This is a genomic window from Dyella sp. 2RAB6, assembly GCF_052115385.1.
Classification (GTDB): Bacteria; Pseudomonadota; Gammaproteobacteria; order Xanthomonadales; family Rhodanobacteraceae; genus Dyella_D.
In genome coordinates, this window is record NZ_JBFRGP010000025.1 from 1 (window position 1) to 16,635 (window position 16,635).

The 16,635-nt window shown below is 68.0% G+C and carries 16 protein-coding genes; 7 read left to right on the forward strand and 9 right to left on the reverse strand.

The features are described 5' to 3' along the window. Nucleotides 1–293: 293 nt before the first annotated feature. Nucleotides 294–515 (forward strand): hypothetical protein, encoded by a 222-nt coding sequence (locus AB4083_RS20770; protein WP_441610415.1) that lies wholly within the window; start codon nt 294–296, stop codon nt 513–515. Nucleotides 516–552: 37 nt separating this feature from the next. On the opposite strand, the gene AB4083_RS20775 is transcribed toward AB4083_RS20770, so the two are convergent. Then, nucleotides 553–1,167 carry a TetR/AcrR family transcriptional regulator gene (locus tag AB4083_RS20775; RefSeq protein WP_441610416.1) on the reverse strand — a complete coding sequence of 205 codons (615 nt, stop codon included), beginning with the start codon at nt 1,165–1,167 and terminating at the stop codon, nt 553–555. A 145-nt stretch (nt 1,168–1,312) separates the two neighbouring features. On the opposite strand from AB4083_RS20775, the gene AB4083_RS20780 reads away from it, so the two are divergent. Further along, a complete protein-coding gene (locus AB4083_RS20780; protein WP_441610458.1) occupies nt 1,313–2,392 on the forward strand; it encodes an MBL fold metallo-hydrolase in 1,080 nt (359 codons plus the stop codon). Nucleotides 2,393–2,396: 4 nt separating this feature from the next. Here AB4083_RS20780 and pgaD read toward each other — a convergent pair whose 3' ends face one another. Genes pgaD through pgaA form a run of 4 tightly spaced genes read right to left on the reverse strand, consistent with a single transcriptional unit; the run spans nt 2,397 to nt 8,085 of the window. Then, nucleotides 2,397–2,867, reverse strand: coding sequence for a poly-beta-1,6-N-acetyl-D-glucosamine biosynthesis protein PgaD (pgaD, locus tag AB4083_RS20785; protein ID WP_441610417.1), 471 nt, complete (start codon nt 2,865–2,867; stop codon nt 2,397–2,399). Next, the gene (gene pgaC, locus AB4083_RS20790; RefSeq protein ID WP_441610418.1) at nt 2,864–4,111 is read right to left on the reverse strand and encodes a poly-beta-1,6-N-acetyl-D-glucosamine synthase; all 1,248 of its coding nucleotides are present in this window, start codon (nt 4,109–4,111) and stop codon (nt 2,864–2,866) included. The genes pgaD and pgaC overlap by 4 nt, the downstream gene beginning before the upstream one ends. A 6-nt stretch (nt 4,112–4,117) precedes the next feature. Next, nucleotides 4,118–6,016, reverse strand: coding sequence for a poly-beta-1,6-N-acetyl-D-glucosamine N-deacetylase PgaB (gene pgaB / locus AB4083_RS20795; protein WP_441610419.1), 1,899 nt, complete (start codon nt 6,014–6,016; stop codon nt 4,118–4,120). Between the two features lie 2 nt (nt 6,017–6,018). After that, nucleotides 6,019–8,085, reverse strand: a complete 2,067-nt coding sequence (gene pgaA / locus AB4083_RS20800) for a poly-beta-1,6 N-acetyl-D-glucosamine export porin PgaA (protein ID WP_441610420.1) — start codon at nt 8,083–8,085, stop codon at nt 6,019–6,021. A gap of 443 nt (nt 8,086–8,528) precedes the next feature. Between pgaA and AB4083_RS20805 the strand changes: the two genes are divergently transcribed. Continuing rightward, nucleotides 8,529–9,209, forward strand: a complete 681-nt coding sequence (locus AB4083_RS20805) for a response regulator (protein WP_441610421.1) — start codon at nt 8,529–8,531, stop codon at nt 9,207–9,209. A gap of 4 nt (nt 9,210–9,213) precedes the next feature. Then, entirely contained in the window at nt 9,214–10,203 is a 990-nt protein-coding gene (locus AB4083_RS20810; protein ID WP_441610422.1) for an Hpt domain-containing protein, read from the forward strand. A 13-nt stretch (nt 10,204–10,216) separates the two neighbouring features. On the opposite strand, the gene AB4083_RS20815 is transcribed toward AB4083_RS20810, so the two are convergent. Beyond that, nucleotides 10,217–10,924 (reverse strand): aspartyl/asparaginyl beta-hydroxylase domain-containing protein, encoded by a 708-nt coding sequence (locus tag AB4083_RS20815; RefSeq protein WP_441610423.1) that lies wholly within the window; start codon nt 10,922–10,924, stop codon nt 10,217–10,219. Between the two features lie 123 nt (nt 10,925–11,047). Further along, nucleotides 11,048–12,382: a carbohydrate-binding protein gene (locus tag AB4083_RS20820; protein WP_441610424.1), complete on the reverse strand. Its 1,335-nt coding sequence runs from the start codon at nt 12,380–12,382 to the stop codon at nt 11,048–11,050. A gap of 378 nt (nt 12,383–12,760) precedes the next feature. On the opposite strand from AB4083_RS20820, the gene AB4083_RS20825 reads away from it, so the two are divergent. Next, nucleotides 12,761–13,141, forward strand: coding sequence for a YciI family protein (locus AB4083_RS20825; RefSeq protein ID WP_441610425.1), 381 nt, complete (start codon nt 12,761–12,763; stop codon nt 13,139–13,141). Between the two features lie 157 nt (nt 13,142–13,298). On the opposite strand, the gene AB4083_RS20830 is transcribed toward AB4083_RS20825, so the two are convergent. Continuing rightward, nucleotides 13,299–14,126 (reverse strand): DUF4377 domain-containing protein, encoded by an 828-nt coding sequence (locus AB4083_RS20830; RefSeq protein WP_441610426.1) that lies wholly within the window; start codon nt 14,124–14,126, stop codon nt 13,299–13,301. Nucleotides 14,127–14,324: 198 nt separating this feature from the next. Between AB4083_RS20830 and AB4083_RS20835 the strand changes: the two genes are divergently transcribed. Beyond that, nucleotides 14,325–15,014, forward strand: coding sequence for an alpha/beta hydrolase (locus tag AB4083_RS20835; protein WP_441610427.1), 690 nt, complete (start codon nt 14,325–14,327; stop codon nt 15,012–15,014). 5 nt (nt 15,015–15,019) lie between these two features. On the opposite strand, the gene AB4083_RS20840 is transcribed toward AB4083_RS20835, so the two are convergent. Beyond that, entirely contained in the window at nt 15,020–15,949 is a 930-nt protein-coding gene (locus AB4083_RS20840) for a sulfotransferase family protein (protein ID WP_441610428.1), read from the reverse strand. A 197-nt stretch (nt 15,950–16,146) separates the two neighbouring features. Between AB4083_RS20840 and AB4083_RS20845 the strand changes: the two genes are divergently transcribed. Beyond that, nucleotides 16,147–16,623, forward strand: a complete 477-nt coding sequence (locus tag AB4083_RS20845) for a PIN domain-containing protein (RefSeq protein WP_441610429.1) — start codon at nt 16,147–16,149, stop codon at nt 16,621–16,623. Nucleotides 16,624–16,635: the final 12 nt, after the last annotated feature.

Sequence of the window (16,635 nt, forward strand, 5' to 3'; positions counted from 1 at the left end):
TCTACTTAGGGCTGCGCAACATCAGTAAAAAATGGACGCTTCCAATCCATGATTGGAAGGCGGCGCTCAACCGCTTTACCATCCAGTTCGAAGGCCGCATCCCTCAGCTTTAAAGCGATCCCGTTTACACAAAAGTCTGTACAAGCCCGAACATCGCGGAAGTGATCGCCGATATCGACGTCCGCGCTCTCGATCAAGGTCATGTGATACCGAATATGGCGGCCCCATCGAATCGAGGGGTCTGGTTCCCGCTGGTGTAGTCAAGCGCTGAGCGTGACGCGAAGGAGAGGAACATGGTCGGTGATAAACAGGTCGCCAGGCAGCTCAGCGAGCTGATGCTTGAGTACGGCGCGAAGTTGAACGACTCGATCGTTCTCGTGATGGAGAACTGCCCGGAAGCCGAGTTCGAGCGCTATCGCACGGCCGCTGCAAAGGTGCTGGCTGAGATGCTTCTTGAAATCATGAATCCGCTCTATGCGGAGCATCCGGATTTGAAGCCGGTGGGGCTTCATTAGCGGCTGAGCGCGAGGCGAGTCGCACGTCGTCAAAGCATCAAGCGTAATAAGCCAAAAACATATCCACCGCCGACTCCGCCACCCGCTTGCGCTCCTTCATCCGCAGCGCCGGCTGCCCCAAAGTGATCTGCGGCCAGAACGCGAAAGTCTTCACCAGCCCCTGCAGCTGATGCGCGGCAAACACCGGGTCGTCGATCTTCAAGCGCCCGTCCGCGGCCGCAGCACGCAACCACACAGTCAGCCCCTCCTCACGCTCATTCATCCGCGCCACCATCGCTTGCGCACGCTCCGGTGAATGAATCGCTGCGGCGATCGCCACGCGCGCCAGCGAGACAAACGCCTCGCCATGAAGCAGCCGCATCTTCTGGCCCACCAGCTCCAGCAGCTGATCGCGCAAGGGCTGGTCGGCGCGATAGGTGAGCTCTTCGCCCTCGCGGCTGGCCTCCCACAGCTGATGCATGATCTCGATAAACAGCACTTCCTTGCTGGGGAAGTGGTTGTAGACCGTGCGCTTGGAGACTTTGGCGCGGGCGGCGATGCGGTCCATGCTGGTGGCTTCGTAGCCGGCGGAGCGGAACTCGTCGATGGCCGCTTCCAGGATGGCGGCGCGCTTGCGGTCGGTGAGGCGGGAGGGGCGGGGAGCGGTGGGCATGCCCGGATTTTACACTGATGGGTTTACATTTGCCTCGCAAGATAATTACACTGCTCGGTGTAGTTTCCTTCGTCATCCCCTGAACCCGGGAAATCTTATGAAGATCGTGCTGGGCCTAGTTGCCCTCGCTGTCATCCTGGCCTTTATGGCCAGCCGCCGCGCGCGTGCCGCGCTGGGCGGCTATGCGGATTCGCCGCAGCGCGGCGGCGACCGTTTCCGTAACCCGCGGCCGCGCCCACAGGAAGGCCTGGGCAAGACGCTCGGCATTATCTGGGACATGCTGCTGCACAAACCCAAGGACGCGGTGCCCGATGCGCCGCTGCCGGTGCAGCGCGTCACTCGCGCCCAGCTTGAAGCGGCGCCGGATCGCAGCCTGTATCGCCTGGGCCATTCCACCCTGCTGTTGAAACTGCGCGGCCGCTTCTGGCTCACCGATCCGGTGTTCGCCGAACGTGCGTCGCCGTTCTCGTGGATGGGCCCCAAGCGCTTCCACGCGCCGCCGATCGCGCTGCAGGACCTGCCGCCGATCCGCGGCGTGGTGCTGTCGCACGACCACTACGATCATCTGGACCGCGCCACCGTCGAATATCTCGCCGACCGCGTCGATGTGTTCCTCACGCCGCTGGGCGTGGGCGACCGCCTCGCTGCCTGGGGCGTGGATGCGGCCAAGCTGCGCCAGCTCGACTGGTGGCAGGAAACCGAGGTGGACGGACTGCGCTTCGTCGCCACGCCCGCGCAGCATTTCTCGGGGCGCGGCATGTTCGACGGCAACAAGACCTTATGGGCATCGTGGGCGATCATCGATGACGACCTGCGCGTGTTCTTCAGCGGCGACACCGGCTACTTCGATGGCTTCAAGGCGATCGGCGAACGGCTGGGCCCGTTCGACGTGACCTTTATCGAAACCGGCGCCTACGATCCGCATTGGCCGTACGTGCACATGCAGCCGGCCGAATCGGTGCAGGCGCACGTGGATCTGCGCGGGCGCTGGATGATGCCGATCCACAACGGCACCTTCGACCTGGCCATGCATCGCTGGCAGGACCCGTTCGAGCAGGTGAGCGCACTGACCGCCGAGCGTGGCGTGGCGCTGTCGACGCCGCGCATGGGCGAGCGCCTGGATCTGGCCGCGCCGCATAGCGGCGAGCGCTGGTGGCGCCTGTTCGAGGCGCCCGCAGCCCATCGTGCGCCGCTGCTGCCGGCGGCGGGCCACGACGCGCGTTGAGTGTTCAGCCGTTGACGGCGCACGCCAGCGGAGCGTCGTCGTCGCGGTGGATCACGTCGCTGCCGTCCGGAAATTCCAGCACCATCCGCGGCGCGCGCTGCATCCATGCCGCCGTGTCCTGCTGCACACCCAGCGCAACGGCGATGGCGCGGCGCTCCACCGCGCGGCTGCGCCGGCGGCGGTCGAGATGGGCGAAGCGCAGATAGTTATAGGACGACCAGGCCAGCATCACGACGGCGCATAAGCCGGCGAGCAGCAGCAGCTTGGCCAGGTCCTGGCCGCCGTGGCCGTGCTCGCGCACCATCATCTCGACATAGCCCAGGCGTACGCCCAGCGCCCAGGCGATCAGCGTCGCCAGCGGCAGCCACAACGAGACCCACGCCATCCACGCCATCAGCGTGGCAGTGGTGAACAGGAACCGGTGCGCCGGGTGCTGGCGCTCCGGACGGTGGATCACGATCGCTTCGGCTTTCATCGTATGCCTCGGTCGGGGCTGACCCACACCGCGCGCGTGCCCTTGCGCTTGAGCAGCGCCTTCGGTAGCGCCGCCACGGTGGTGGCGGTGCTCAGCAGCCAATAGGTCAGCGGGTACCAGATCATCCAGTAATAGTTGCGGCCCACGCGCGTCTCGTAGCGGCGGTCGATCAGCGTGCTGATGCCGAACTGCAGCAGGCACACGATGCCCAGCACCACGCCATGCCACTGCGGCAGCAGGGTGGCGATATGCAGCGCGGACGGCAGCGTGACGAACTTGCCCAGCAGCCACAGCGCGACGATGCCGGTCACCACATAGGCCCAGGCCAGGCTCAGCAGGTATTCCAGCGCCACCGGCCACATGCGGCGGCGACGCCAGCGCATCAGTTCGGGCAGGTAGCGCAGGGTCACCTCCACGCCGCCCTGCGCCCAGCGCAGGCGCTGCTTCCACAGGCCGCGCAGGGTTTCCGGCATCAGGATCCAGCACAGCGCATTCGGTTCGTAGCGGATGTCCCAGTGGCGCATCTGCAGGCGCCAGCTGATGTCGATGTCCTCGGTGACCATGTCGGTATTCCAGTAGCCGACATCGTGCAGCGCGCTGCGGCGGAAGCAGGCGATCACGCCGGACACGGTGAACACCCGCCCGTATACGCGCTGCGCGCGCTTGATCAGGCCGATGATCGAGGAGAACTCGCCCACCTGCAGCTTGCCCAGCAGGGTGGAGCGGTTGCGGATGCGCGGATTGCCGGTGATCGCGCCCACCCGCGGGCTGCTCACCATATGGCTGACCAGCCAGTGCGTGGCGTAGTCGTCCAGCAGGGCGTCGCCATCCACGCAGACCAGGAAGTCGCCGCGCGCCGCCATCGCCGCCATGCGCAAGCCCATGGCCTTGCCCTGGTTGCTGGCGAAATGGATCACGCGCAGGCGCGGGAATTCCGTCAGCAACTCGTCGAGCTGCGCGCCGGTGTCGTCGGTGGAGCCGTCGTTGACGGCGATGATCTCGAAGTGCGGATAGCGCTGTGCATCGAGATGGGCGATGGTCTCGCGCACCTGCTCGCCTTCGTTGTGGCAGGGCACGATCAGGGTGACGAAGGGAGCGTGCAGCAGTGCCGGCGGTTGCACGCGCGGTGGTTCGTTACGCTCCCAGCGCAGGTAGTAGATCAGTCCGCCGCTGACCCAGATGAAGGACATCAGCAACGGGTAGTAGAAGGCGTAGTCCAGCAGGACGTCCATGATCTCGCGCATGTCGCCTCACGGTTCCCGGTAGGGATGTTCGGCGGCGGAGATGTACGGCCGGATCGCTTCGAGCGCCGGGCGGCCGGCGATGAAGTCGTCCGGGTAATAGCCGAGATGGCGCGCGCCCTGTGCCTGCAGCAGGCGCAGCCGCGCGCCCAGCACCGCGGCGGGAACGGGCTTGCCGCCGGTGCGCCAGTCGGTGCTGGCGAGTTCGAACAAGGTCCGGTCCATGCCATGCGGTTGCGCGGCAACGGCCGCGGCGAGGCGCTTGAACCAGGCGTCGGTGGCCGGCTCCTGGTCGAGCTGTGGCATCGCCATCAGCGCGGTGTAGTCGTAGGCGGCGTTGAAGGCGGCCAGGTTCTGCGCGAACCACGCTTCGGATTCCGGCTGCAGTACCGGGCGCGCATAAAGGTTGCGCGCCGTTTTCAACTGCGCACGCCATTGCCGCGCGCGGTCGGCCAGCTCGCGGGTGAAGTCGATCAGGTATTGCGTGCGCTGCGCCGGCGTGGCGGTGGCGAGCGGGCCGAGTGCGTCCGTGTCGCGCAGGTAGGCATCGTCGGAGAACAGCAGGCCGGTCATGCCGCCGTGCATGGCGAGGTCTTCGTAGACGTCGCCGATCAAGGCACGCACGCGCGGGTCCCAGGGTGCGAGGCGGAAGTGGTCGCCGCCCTTGCCGCGTCCGAGCGCGGGCAGGTCCTTCGCGTCCGCAAAGCGGAACGCGAGCACCGGCATCCACGCATACACCTCCACCTCGCAGCGCGTGCGCAATTGCCACGCCACGCGAGCGAACAGGTCGGCGCGCATCGGCAGGTGGCGGTTGGGGAAATACACGGCATCTGCCACGCCATCGCCATCCGGATCGGCGTAAGCCTGCAGCCACACCTGGCTGGGCTTCAGGCGGCGGATGCGGTCGAGCAGGGCGGAGAGGTTCTTTTCCTGCTGTACCGGATCGGGGTCGTAGACGTAGTCCAGGTCCACCTGCACCACGCGCTGCGCGTCGATGGCGCGCTGGCGGTAGATCAGTGCGGCCAGACCGTCGATGCCGATGTTGTCGGCGATCAGCAGGCGCGGGATGTTGCGCCCCGGCGCCAGTTGCACCGGCTCGTCGTCCAGGCTGAGCGAGACATCCATGCCCAGCGCGGCGGCTTCTGCCTGCGTGATGCGGTTGTAGGCGCCGTATGGCCACACGATGGCGCGCGGACGCTGGCCGGTGTGGTGGGCGATCTCGTCGGCGCTATGTGCGAGGTCGGCACGGATGCGTGCGCGGTATGCCGCGGCGCTTTCGTAGCCGGTCTTGGGGTGGTAGGCGAGGCTGATCGCCGCCGGCATCAGATTGCCCTGCGGATTGGCGAGTACGCCCTGGTGCAGGTCGTCGGTATGCGAGGCGATCTCCACCAGGCCGGAGGCGCGCATCTCCTGCACCTGCTCCCAGTTGACGAAGCATTCGCGCCCGCAGCTTTCGCCGTTGTAATCGAAGCGCTTGCCCGCGGGCAGGTCCATCCATGAATTCTCCACGGCGAACAGCGCCGGATAACCGTAGGCGCGCAGCAGCGGGAAGACGCGGGTGTAGAAGCTGACCAGGCCGTCGTCGAAGGTCAGCAGCACGGCTTTCGGCGGCAGCGCGCGCGCGCCGCGACGCGCGGCAACCACATCGTCCAGGCTCACCATGTGGAAGCCGTTGGCGCGCAGCCATTCGAAGTGGGCGATCAGATGATCGGTGCTGATGGCGGTGCTGTCGCGCCGGCCGGCGTCGCGGATGTCGTCGCGCACGTCGTGGTAGTTGAGCACGATCAGCGGCGGCAGCGGCGCACGCGCAGGCAGCGGATCGGACAGCGCGGCCAGGCGATCGGTGGCGCCGGCGATGGGCGCGGCGAGTACGAGTAGTAGCAGGAGGGCATGGCGCCAGCGTGGCATGGTCATTCGCCCCAATGCAGGGTGAGGTCGAGCATGACGCGGTTGTCGCGCTTGCCGTCGTAGGGCTGGCTGTTCCAGCCGAGGCCCCAGCCGAACGCGAGGCCGCCGCGCGGGGCCCAGCGCTGGCCGTAGTGCGCGCTGGCCATCCAGCCGCTGCCGTAGCGGCATTCGTCATAGCTGCCGAACGACAGATCGAGCTGCTGGCGCCAGCTGCGCTCGTAGCGCTCGTGCAGCAGGTTCTCCAGCCGCCCCGTGACGGCGACCCAGCGTGCGCAGGAAGGGCTGTAGTACGGCACGTCGCTGCGCGAGTTGCGGGTGGCGCCGGCTTGCAGTCCGCCGTCCACGGCAAACCAGGGCGCGGTGTAGGCGCGTTGCGTCCAGGCAGCTTCCCAGCCGTAGCGGCGGTTGCCGTCGCTGTAGCGGGCGGCGTTAGCGTTGAGCTTGATCGTGCTCAGTTCGCTGGCACGCCATTGCACCGAGGTGTCGAGTGCGTGGGCGGTGATGCCGTAGTAGTGCGCGCGCAGCGGCACGTCGGTATCGCCGGTGTTGCTCCAGTCCAGCCCATACGTCCAATGATCGTTCGGCAGCCAGCGCAGGCCGGCTTCGATCGCTGTGCGGCGGGTGGCGCTGCCCACGGCGGGCAAGGCCTGCACGTAGGCTTCCAGTCCGCGCGCATAGCCGCGCAGGCCCAGGCCCAGGCGTTCGCGCTGCGTGTGGCCTTCGGGCAGGTTGGCAGCGGCCAGGCGGGTGATGCCGTAGATGCGCCAGCGATCGTCCAGCAAGGGGCTTTGCAGGGTGGCCTGGGTCTCGTGGTCGGCGTCGCCGAAGTTGGGCGAACCGCCGCGGCCGCGGTCGTGTTCCAGCTCGAACTGCCAGCCGCGCTGGCGCTCCCAGGACTGTCGCGTCAGTTGCACCTGGTTGTCGCGCGGCACCACGGCTTCCACCTCGCGCAGGGCCGGTTCCACGCGCGGGAAGTCGCCGAGTTCGCGCCAGGTATCGATGGCGCCGAGGCGAATCGAGCTGTCGTCGGGATCGAGGCTGGCGGCGCTCATCAGAGTGTCTTCTGCCTGGCGTGGCCAGCCACGGGCGCGTTCGAGTTCGGCCAGCTGGTTCCAGACCGAGGCGTTGGTCGGGCCTTCCGCGCGCAGCGCCTGCAGGCGCTGCGCAGCCTCGCGATACAGCCAGGTCTGCTGGCGCACCTGCGCGGCAGCCAGGTCGGCTTCGAGCTTGTGCGGATTGGCGCGCGGGCGCACCGAGCCGGGCGAGGGCAGCCACGCGGGTTCGCCGGCAGCCACGCCATCGATCCACTGCTGCGCCTGGCGATGGCGGCCGGCTTCCAGGTAGGCATGGGCGAGGCCGATGCGCGGATCGGCTTCTTCCTCGGGATAAGGGCCGGGCCGCGCATGCGACGCCGCTTCGTACAGCGGCACGGCCTGTTCGGGCTGGCGCTGTTGCAGCAGCGCGTCGGCGACCGGTGCATCGGCGTAAGCGGGTAGCGTGCTGCCGCGCCGGCGCAGCGTGCGATACGCAGCCACCGCATCGGCGCTGCGCGAGGCGCGGGCCAGGGCGATCAGGCGGTCGGCGGCGGCGATCGCATCGTCCGCTGGCGCAGCGTTGGGTGCGTCCAGCGCGCGGTCGGCTTCGACGTAGGGATGGCGCGTGTCGGCCGGCATGGCCTGGGCCCAGCGCGTCTGGTGCGCGGCGGCGTCGGCTTCGAGGCGGGCCAGTTCGGCCTCGGGCAGCGGCGTGGGCAACTGCTGCGCCAGTTCGAGCGCACGCCCGGCGGCGCCCAGTTCGGCCAGCAGCGCGACACGCAGGCGCAGCGCATCCGCGTCGGCCGGCCAGCGCAGCAGCAGGTCTTCGCAGGCGGCCAGGGCTTCCAGACGATGGCCGGCTTCGTGCTGCAGCCGGGCCTGGCTGAGCAGCGCGTCGCGCGCGTTGGCCGGGCTTGCGTGCAGCGAGGCGGTGCCGAGCGCCAGCGCGAACGCGGCCAGCGCCGCGCGGCCCGTGCCGCGGCCGGTCTTGGCCGGCGCGCAGGGATCGCGTTGTAGGGGCGGTGCTGAATACATGGCTGCGCTACTGCTGTGGCGCTCATCGGGCAGCGCCGGCCGGGTGGCCTTGGGGACGCATTCGCGTCGCGTGCGCAGAGCGGCATCGAAAAGTTTCCAGACAGGCCGCGCCGGGGTAGAGCGCGACCTGTCTTCGACACGGGGTCGACGCATGACATCCGTGGCATGCGGGAAGGCATCTGGCGAGCCGTGTCAGCTGCCCATGGCCGCTGGTAGCGGTGATGGGCCGGTTGCCGGTGATGCAGAGTTTTCCCGGATCGACCTGCTGCTGGAATCAGAAAAGTCCTAGGCCGCGAAGATCGCCGCCAGGCTTGGACGTGTCGTATTGGGAGGCATTTTCAGAGAAATCTCATGGATGCCGCGATGGCGCGCGTGCTGCAATTTCCTGGCCGCCGCCGATTGCGCCGCGCCCGTTCCGAACGGTCCTCATCACGGTGCCCGCCATGAACTTTCCCAACACATATCAAGTCCCCGCGCTGACCCGCAAGAACCAGCGCAACCTCACCCGCGTCGCCCTGCTGGACGATCACGAATTCATCCTCAAGGGGCTGGTCTCGCACCTGCGCCAGGTGAGCGCGGTGACCGTGGTCGGCAGCCACCAGTGCAGCCGCACGCTGCGCGCCATGCTGGTGGAAACGCCGGTGGATGTGCTGCTGCTCGACTATGCGCTGGCCTCGGACGACCTGGACGGCATGGCCCTGGTCAAGGCGCTGCGCTCGCGCTATCCGGAGCTGCGCATCCTGGTGCTGTCGGGCCACTGCCAGCGCGTCACGGTCAACATGCTGCTGCGCGAAGGCGCCAACGGCTTCTTCGCCAAGCACCAGCAGGCCGCGGACATGGCGGACGCGATCGCCCGGGTGATGGCCGGCGAGATCTACCTGCCGCCGTTCCTGGCCAAGGCCTTGCCGACCCGCCGGCAGTCGCCGCTGTCGCCGCGCGAATGGGAGGTGGTGCGCTGCTTCCTGGACGGCATGTCGGTGAGCCAGATCGCCAACAAGTTCAACCGCAGCCTCAAGACCATCAGCACGCAGAAATCTACCGCCTACAAGAAGCTGGGCATCCTGAGCGACGCGGAGCTGTTCAAGATGCGCGAGCAGGTGCTGCAGGCGCGGAACGCGGCGTAGCGCCATGGCCCTTGCGACGTATGCAATGGGGCGCTGCGACGTCCTGGCGGTGGCGCGCGAATGCGTGCAGGCGCGGGAGCGCAGGCTGCAGGCCATGGGCGTCGATGCCGGCATCGAGCTGCCCTGCGGTGCCCTGCCCTGGGTGAGTCTCGACGAGCACCATCTGCGCCGGCTGCTCGAACAGGCGCTGGACGGCGTCGCCGCGCGAGCGGGCGGGGGCAGCATCCAGCTTGCGCTGTGGCGCGAGGCGACGCCGGGCGGTCCGTTCCGCCTGCGCCTGGAGGCTTATGCGGACGATCCCGCCGCGGGCCTGTCGTTCGAGCTGGCGCTCCTCGGTGGTGAGGTGGCCGAGCCGGCGGTGGCATCGGCGGGCCGGTCGCGCGCGCTGCTGGTCGAAGACCATCCGGCGCGCCGGCGCATCCTGGATGCGCAGTTCGCCCGGCTCGGGGTGGCGAGTGAAACGGTCGATTCCGATGCCCTGGTGTCAGGTGCGTTGATCGCCGGGCGCTATGGGCTGGTATGGCTGGGCGCTTCGGCCACGATCGACCGCGTCGCGCTGGTCGCCTCGCTGCGCCTGCTGGAACGCAAGCTGGGCCATCGGCCGGCGCGTGTCGCCGGTCTGCGCGAAGACGCGCCGTCCGCGGCGGCGCCGGCCGGCATCGATGCCTGGGTCGACTGGCCGCCGTCGCTGGACGAGCTGCGCCGGTTCTGTGCGGACACGCCAGCGCAGGAGGAGGCCGCCGATGCCTTGTTCTTCCGCGAAGGACTGCGCGATACGGCGGCGATCCGCAGCGCGCTGAACACCGCGGACTGGGCGGCGGTGGCGCGCCATGCGCATCGCATCAAGGGTGGCACCATCGTGCTCGGCGAGAACGGCGTCTGCGCGCTGGCCGGGCGCATCGAAGCGGCGGCGCGTCGGCTGGCGCCCGACCGGGGACGGCTGGTGCGCCTGCTGTCGGCGCTGGAAGAGCGCCTGCGCCGCGCGTCGCCCTGAGCGGGAGCGTGCCTCAGCCGTTCCTGCCGCCGGCGATCATCGCCGGCAGGCGCCGGCGCGCCACCGCGCCGATGCCGGCGATCAGCATGCGCGACAGCAAGGCCATGTCCAGCGGCAGCTGGCGCCGCCGCACGTCCAGCAGCAGCGCGATGCGCCATTGCTCGCTGTCGTTCCACACCTCGTGCGGGAAGGTGTCGTCCCACAGCATGGCGTCGCCGTCGCCGATGCGGTAATCGCGATCCGCCAGCCGCAGCACGGCGGCAGGCTGCCCGTCCTCATTCACCGGCACGGACAAGCCGAGCTGGAAGCGCAGCACGCCCTTGAACGGGCCACGGTGCTGCGGGATGTGCTTGTGCGGGGCCAGGAACGACAGCGTGGCGGAGAGCACGTCCGGCGAGGTGCGGATCAGTTCGCCCAGATAAGGGCAGGCGGCCATGTGCTCGTCCACGTCGTTGCCGTAGACCTTGAGCAGGTACATGCGCCAGTCGTGGCCGTCGTTGGCGGAGATGGCGTGCTGTTCGGCCATCAGTTCGTGGAAGCGCGGCACCGCGTGCAGGCGGCTGGTGAGGGCGAGGGCTTCGTCGCGCAATGCGGTCCACGCTTCGGCGAAGCGCTGGCCGTCGGGAAAGCGTTCGGCCAGGTCGAGCACGGGTGGGGTGGGGACGCGGGCGTCGTAGAGCGTGCGCAGCGCTTGCGACGAAAAGTCGTACAGGCGGCTCATGGTGGCGATCCGTTCCAGTGCCCTTGGATGGTGCAGCAATACTCGTCCAAAGATGACTGCATCGTAACGCCGTGGCGCAGCAGGAAAATGCGGGGCGGCATGGGCCGCCCCGCGGCAAAGAGCCTAGCGGCCCAGGTCGGACAGGAAGCGCTTGGTGTACTGCAGCGGCGACGTGCTCGGCACCGAATTGCAGGTCGGCGAGGCATAGCCGCCGTTGGCGCACGGGGTGTCGCGGTCCAGCGACCAGAAGTGCAGGCCGGCCAGGCCGTTGCTCACCGCGTAGCTCACTACGGTGTCGGTATTGGCCAGGGTGAAGGTCTCGGCGCTGTTGTCGTTCAAGCCGATCATCGGCGTCAGCTCGATCTTGCCCAACGGGATGCCGTAGGTGTGCTGCAGGTTCTTGGCGGCCTGGATCGCCGACTGGCCCATATCGCACACGCCGTTGCTGACCACGCAGATCGACGGGCCCGCGGCGCCGTAGTCCATCACCATCAGGTTGATGGTGTAGTTGGTCAGCGCCGGATTCGCCTTGACCGCCTTCACCACCATGTCGCCCAGGCTGTTGACGCCGCCGTAGCTGCCGTCGGAGGCAGCCAGCGTGGCCAGGGTGAAGGAGAAGCGCAGGCTCGGATGCAGCGATTGGCCATAGGCCGCCGCCGCGACCAGCGCATTGATCTGCGCCTGCGACTGTCCGCCCTCGATATCGAAATCCACGCCCAGCATCTGCGGCGTGTAATAGCGCGACAGGAAGCTCGCCATGCCGGACGTGCTGCCGCAGGTGAAGCTGCCCGCAGCGCCGCCGGTGGAAACCACATACGCCAGGCCCGCATTGGACAGCGCCGTGACGTTGACGCTGGCGAAAGTGGCGCCGGGAATGCCGCCCCAGCTTTCGCTGCCGCATTCGCCGGTGGCAAAGGCCAGGGTGATCGCGCTGAGGTTATGCACGTAGTTGGAGTACAGGCTGCCGCTGCCGACCACCGGGATCGACGAACCGGTCGCCGCCGCCGTCTGCATGGTGTTGGTATTCCAGTTCAAGTTGATGGTGACGTCCTTGTACGGGCTGTACAGCAGGTTGGCGCCGGTGCCGGGCGGCGGGGGAGGCGTGCCGCCACCGCCACCACCACCACCGCCTCCGCCACCACCGCCGCCTCCACCCGACCCGCTGCAGGCGCCCTGTGAGGTCCATGGCTGGCCGCTGCCGGCGCCGCCGCTGCTGGTGGCCGGGTCGTTGCCCTGCGTCCACCAGTTGGCTTTGTAGTTGACGCCGTTCTCGCTGGCGCTATCGCCGCCGACGTAGACGGTGCCGGCGCTCCACGCCGCCGCACAGGCGGGCAGCGATTGCGCGATGGCCGTCGAGATCGGTGCGGCGCTTAGCAGGCAGGCGTAAGCGACGGCGCTGGCGGTGCTTCCGAGCATCGCCGACAACGTGCGCGATCCCACGTGTTGCTTGGCATGCATAAGACGTTCTCCTCTCTTTGATGGTGCGGCGTAGTGATTGGCCAGGGCGCTGCCGGGCGGGTGCCTCTGAGGGAAGGACACGCGCCGTGCCTCGTCGCCGGTGGGCCGCTACACCGATGAAGGGCAAGCGGCATGCGCACTGGTACTGACAACGTTGTCTTCTGTTGTCCCGGCAAACTGTGAACCTGGGCGGGAAAAGCGCTTCTGCGGCGCAGCACGCGAAATCCTGCGCATGCTCAGCATCGCTTGCACTACGCAGCTGGCGTGAGGATCAAGTGAAAATTGACAACGTTATCAGCCGCTGCCGCGGGAGGCCGCAAGAACCGGCGAGGGGATGTACTACCATCGCGGCTCTCCCCCCGACGCGAGCGGATGACCATGAAGTTCCTGGTAATGATCTATTGCGACGACAACATGCTCGCCGAGCTGCCGGCCGGGCAGTTCGACACGATGATGCGTGGTTGCCTGGACAAGGCCGACGACTTGAAGCGCAAGGGCATCCTGCTCGACAGCCAGAAGCTGGAAGCACCCAGGCAGTCGCGCACCATGCGCATCCGCCAGGGCAGCACGACGATTGTCGATGGCCCGTTTGCCGAGACCAAGGAATACCTCGGCGGCTTCAACCTGATCGAGGCGAAGGACATGGACGAGGCGCTGGAAATCGCCAAGTCCTTCCCCTGGGCCAGCATCGGCAGCATCGAAGTGCGCCCGGTGGCCAGCCTGGAAGCGGAACGCGAGCGCGTCAGCGTCGCCGCCTGATAGCTGGTGACCAACGCCCGCCCGCCGTCATACGCCGGGCGGGCGTTTGCGTTTCAGGGGGGGCGTAGGTTGGGGTGAGCGCGAGCGAACCCCAACAGTGCGATGCGTATGCGCCGTGGCGTGTCGGGGTTCGCCTGCGGCTCACCCCAACCTGCGTCTACTTCGCGACTTCCGATTCCACCACCATGTCCAGCACGTACGCGGTCGAGGGTGCATCGGCCGGCGGATTCTTCACGGTGAAGCGCTTCACGCGCAGCACGTTGCGTATGCCCGGCTCGTGTGTGTAGCCCTCGATGTCCTGATACAGCGGCTGCCATTCGCCATTGCTTTCGACCACGCCGTTCTGGCCGTACTTGCGCTCGCGCACCTGCAGGCATTGCTTGTTGGGAATCAGCGGATGGCTGCATGGCTTGGTGCCGGCGGCCACTTCGAGGAAGACCGTGGCGCCCTCGCCGCCGTAGCGCGTTTCCGCGGTGGGCTCGCCGGTGAACACCAGGGTGTCGCCGTTGTCCGCGGCCAGGCTCAGCTTCGGCGCGTCGCCTTCGCTCTGCACGCTCAGGCGCGGCTGGTCCTGCAGGCGGTGCGAGATGGCGCTGTCGAGATCGGCCAGCGCCTTGTCCTGGCATGCCATCAAGGTCTGCGCCAGCGGGCCGGGTTTCAGCCGGCCGCCGTCTACCTTGAAGTTGCCGCCGATGCGGTTGCATGCATTGCTGACGCTGAGCCGGTCACGCACGAAATCCAGTTGCAGCGGCCGGTCGGGGCGTGGGAACAGCGCATCGATGCGCTTGCCGTCGGCTGCGCTGGCGGCGCTCAGGCGCCAGTGGTAGCGGGCCAGGATGCTGGTGTCGAAAGCCGGCGCGGCGATCGCAGCAGTGGGCGCAGGTGCGGATGCCGCAGCGGCAGGGCCGGCGTGGTTGGACGGCGTCTGCGAGCAGGCGGCCAGGGCCAGCGGAAGCAGGGCGAGCAGCAGGGGACGGTGGTTCATGGCTTCTCCTTATCAACCGTCGTTCAACGCGGGCGGCGGCGTGCCGGGGTTACCGCTGCGCAGCGGCCGGCGTCTCCGTGTCCGGCGCATATGCCATAGCCGGCGTTGTGCTTTCGTCATGACGGAGGCTTCACGCCGCCTGCGCTCCCTTGGCGCGGCTGGCCGACGCGCCATCCATCCCACCGCAAAGGAATCCGCATGAGCAAGAAACCGAGCATCGTCCTGGTGCATGGCGCCTGGGGCGACGGATCGCACTGGAGCAAGCTGATCCCGGTGCTGCATGCGAAGGGTTATCGCGTCAGCGCGGTGCAGAATCCGCTGACCTCCCTGGCCGACGATATCGAGCGCACCCGCCGCCTGGTCGAGATGCAGGACGGCCCGGTGCTGCTGGTTGGACATTCCTACGGCGGTGCGGTGATTTCAGGCGCGGGCCACGCGCCGCAGGTGGTGGGGCTGGTGTATGTCGCGGCGTTCGCGCCGGACGAAGGCGAAGCGGTCGGTGCCTTGCTCGGCCGCGATGAGCAACCCTCAGGCGCCAAGGCGATCCGCCCCGACCCCTATGGTTTCCTGTGGCTGGATCGCAAGCTCTACAAGGAAAGCTTCTGCCAGGACCTGGGCGACGATGCGGCCCTGATCATGGCTGCCGCGCAGAAGCCCACCGCGGTGCGCTGCTTCGAGGACACGGCCGGCGCGCCGGCATGGAAGCAGCTGCCGAGCTGGTACCAGGTGTCGCTGGAGGACCACATGATTCCGCCGCAGACCCAGCAATGGATGGCGCAGCGCATGCAGGCGAAGAAGACGGTGGAGCTGGCCTCCAGCCATGCCTCGCTGGCGGCGTATCCGCACGAGCTGACAGCCTTGATCGAGGAAGCGGTGACGCAGCTCTAGCCCGCTCAGGCGCTGCCGGAACTGAGCGCCACCACATTGCGCGGCACCGCATGCGGCTCGTGCGTGCCGCGCTCTTGCAGCCATTGCGCACGCAGCTCGTCATAGGAGGCGAGCTTGGCCTGCAGCCAGCGCTGCACCTTGGGACCGAACAGGCTGTCCACCTTGCTCTCCGGCGCGTGCAGGCGGCCGTTGAACGCGCGGCGCTTCCACGGTTCCTGCTCGAGGTCGGCGATCACCTGCGTGCAGTCGTCGTCCAGCGACTGCGCCGGATCGAGTTCGAGGAAGCGGCACAGGCGCTTCCATTCCTGCTGCGGCTGGGCGACCAGGTCTTCCAGGAACAACAGGTAATGCCGTGGATGGCTCATATAGCTGCGGTGGATCTGCACCGCGCGATTCCAGCGCCGCGCCCAATGCACGGTGCCGCCGCCGAAGGCATCGTCGCTGCCTTCGAACAGCAGGCTGGCGTCGATCAGCGAGGCGATCACTTCGGCGCCGGGACGGATCACGTGCACGAAGCGCGCGTCCGGCACCAGGCTTTCGATCTCCGGCAGGTAGAGCAGATGGTTGGGTGTCTTCTCCAGCCACATCTCGCGTTCGGCAGCCAGCGCGAGTTCGTCGAGCAGGCGGACAAAGCGACGCTGCAAGGTGTGCATGCGCAACGAAGGCCGCGGCAAGCTGTCGGGCGCGGCGGTGGTGATGCGTTGCAGGGAGAGGAACAGCTCGCGCTGGTGCTTGCGCGTGAAACCCAGGCGCTGGCGCAGGCGTGGCGCGCGTTGCTTGGCATGCGCATCGCCCCAGCGCCAGGCCAGGTTGCCGTGCACGTGCGCGAAGAAGCCGGTCTCCGGTAGCGAGAACACTGCAGGATGCCGGGCCAGCATGGCCTGGACGACGGTGGTGCCGGAGCGGGGGCAGCCGACCACAAAAGTTCGATTCATCGCGATGGGCTTCCCCGGGGGACGCGTGGCCACGGACGTCATGGCCATGAGTAGCGACCAACGCAGGATTCCACGATGCGTTGACAGAAACCAGCAGCAACGTGCGCCTGCGATCGCCTCGCGCGCGCCGCATCCGGGTTCGACAGCATGCGCAATCCCGGCTACCGTGCCGGCGTTTCTCCGGCTGGCCACGCTCGATGTCCGTTTCTGCGCCCGGTACGCGCGGCGCCGCATGCCGCGTGGTGCTGGACACCAATGTCTGTCTCGACCTGTTCGTGTTCCGCGATCCCGCGGTGGCACGCCTGGCGCGCGCGCTGGCCGACGGTGGCGCGGAAGCGGTGACCGACAGCGCATGCCGGGAAGAGTGGTGCCGCGTGCTGACCTACTCGCAACTGGCGCTGGATGAGGCCGCGCAACAGGCGGCCATGGCCGAGCACGACCGCTGGGTTCGCTGCCCGCAGCAGGCCTGGGCCGCGCCAGCGGGCATCCGCCTGCCGCGCTGTGCCGATCCGGACGATCAGAAATTCCTGGAGCTGGCGCTCGCCGCGGGCGCGGGCTGGCTGCTCAGCAAGGACAAGGAAGTGCTGCGGCTGGGCCGGCGTACCGTGCGCGACGGGCTGTTCGCGATCATGACGCCGGCGGACTGGCTGCGTGCGCAGGCCGGCGACGCCTGAGCCCCGGCTGCG

What these genes read in the sequence shown, in the direction of transcription:
- AB4083_RS20770 (WP_441610415.1), top strand. Translation starts at nt 294, where the DNA reads ATGGTCGGTGATAAACAGGTCGCCAGGCAGCTCAGCGAGCTGATGCTT.
- AB4083_RS20775 (WP_441610416.1), bottom strand. Translation starts at nt 1,167, where the DNA reads ATGCCCACCGCTCCCCGCCCCTCCCGCCTCACCGACCGCAAGCGCGCC.
- AB4083_RS20780 (WP_441610458.1), top strand. Translation starts at nt 1,313, where the DNA reads ATGGCCAGCCGCCGCGCGCGTGCCGCGCTGGGCGGCTATGCGGATTCG.
- pgaD (WP_441610417.1), bottom strand. Translation starts at nt 2,867, where the DNA reads ATGAAAGCCGAAGCGATCGTGATCCACCGTCCGGAGCGCCAGCACCCG.
- pgaC (WP_441610418.1), bottom strand. Translation starts at nt 4,111, where the DNA reads ATGCGCGAGATCATGGACGTCCTGCTGGACTACGCCTTCTACTACCCG.
- pgaB (WP_441610419.1), bottom strand. Translation starts at nt 6,016, where the DNA reads ATGCCACGCTGGCGCCATGCCCTCCTGCTACTACTCGTACTCGCCGCG.
- pgaA (WP_441610420.1), bottom strand. Translation starts at nt 8,085, where the DNA reads ATGTATTCAGCACCGCCCCTACAACGCGATCCCTGCGCGCCGGCCAAG.
- AB4083_RS20805 (WP_441610421.1), top strand. Translation starts at nt 8,529, where the DNA reads ATGAACTTTCCCAACACATATCAAGTCCCCGCGCTGACCCGCAAGAAC.
- AB4083_RS20810 (WP_441610422.1), top strand. Translation starts at nt 9,214, where the DNA reads ATGGCCCTTGCGACGTATGCAATGGGGCGCTGCGACGTCCTGGCGGTG.
- AB4083_RS20815 (WP_441610423.1), bottom strand. Translation starts at nt 10,924, where the DNA reads ATGAGCCGCCTGTACGACTTTTCGTCGCAAGCGCTGCGCACGCTCTAC.
- AB4083_RS20820 (WP_441610424.1), bottom strand. Translation starts at nt 12,382, where the DNA reads ATGCATGCCAAGCAACACGTGGGATCGCGCACGTTGTCGGCGATGCTC.
- AB4083_RS20825 (WP_441610425.1), top strand. Translation starts at nt 12,761, where the DNA reads ATGAAGTTCCTGGTAATGATCTATTGCGACGACAACATGCTCGCCGAG.
- AB4083_RS20830 (WP_441610426.1), bottom strand. Translation starts at nt 14,126, where the DNA reads ATGAACCACCGTCCCCTGCTGCTCGCCCTGCTTCCGCTGGCCCTGGCC.
- AB4083_RS20835 (WP_441610427.1), top strand. Translation starts at nt 14,325, where the DNA reads ATGAGCAAGAAACCGAGCATCGTCCTGGTGCATGGCGCCTGGGGCGAC.
- AB4083_RS20840 (WP_441610428.1), bottom strand. Translation starts at nt 15,949, where the DNA reads ATGAATCGAACTTTTGTGGTCGGCTGCCCCCGCTCCGGCACCACCGTC.
- AB4083_RS20845 (WP_441610429.1), top strand. Translation starts at nt 16,147, where the DNA reads ATGTCCGTTTCTGCGCCCGGTACGCGCGGCGCCGCATGCCGCGTGGTG.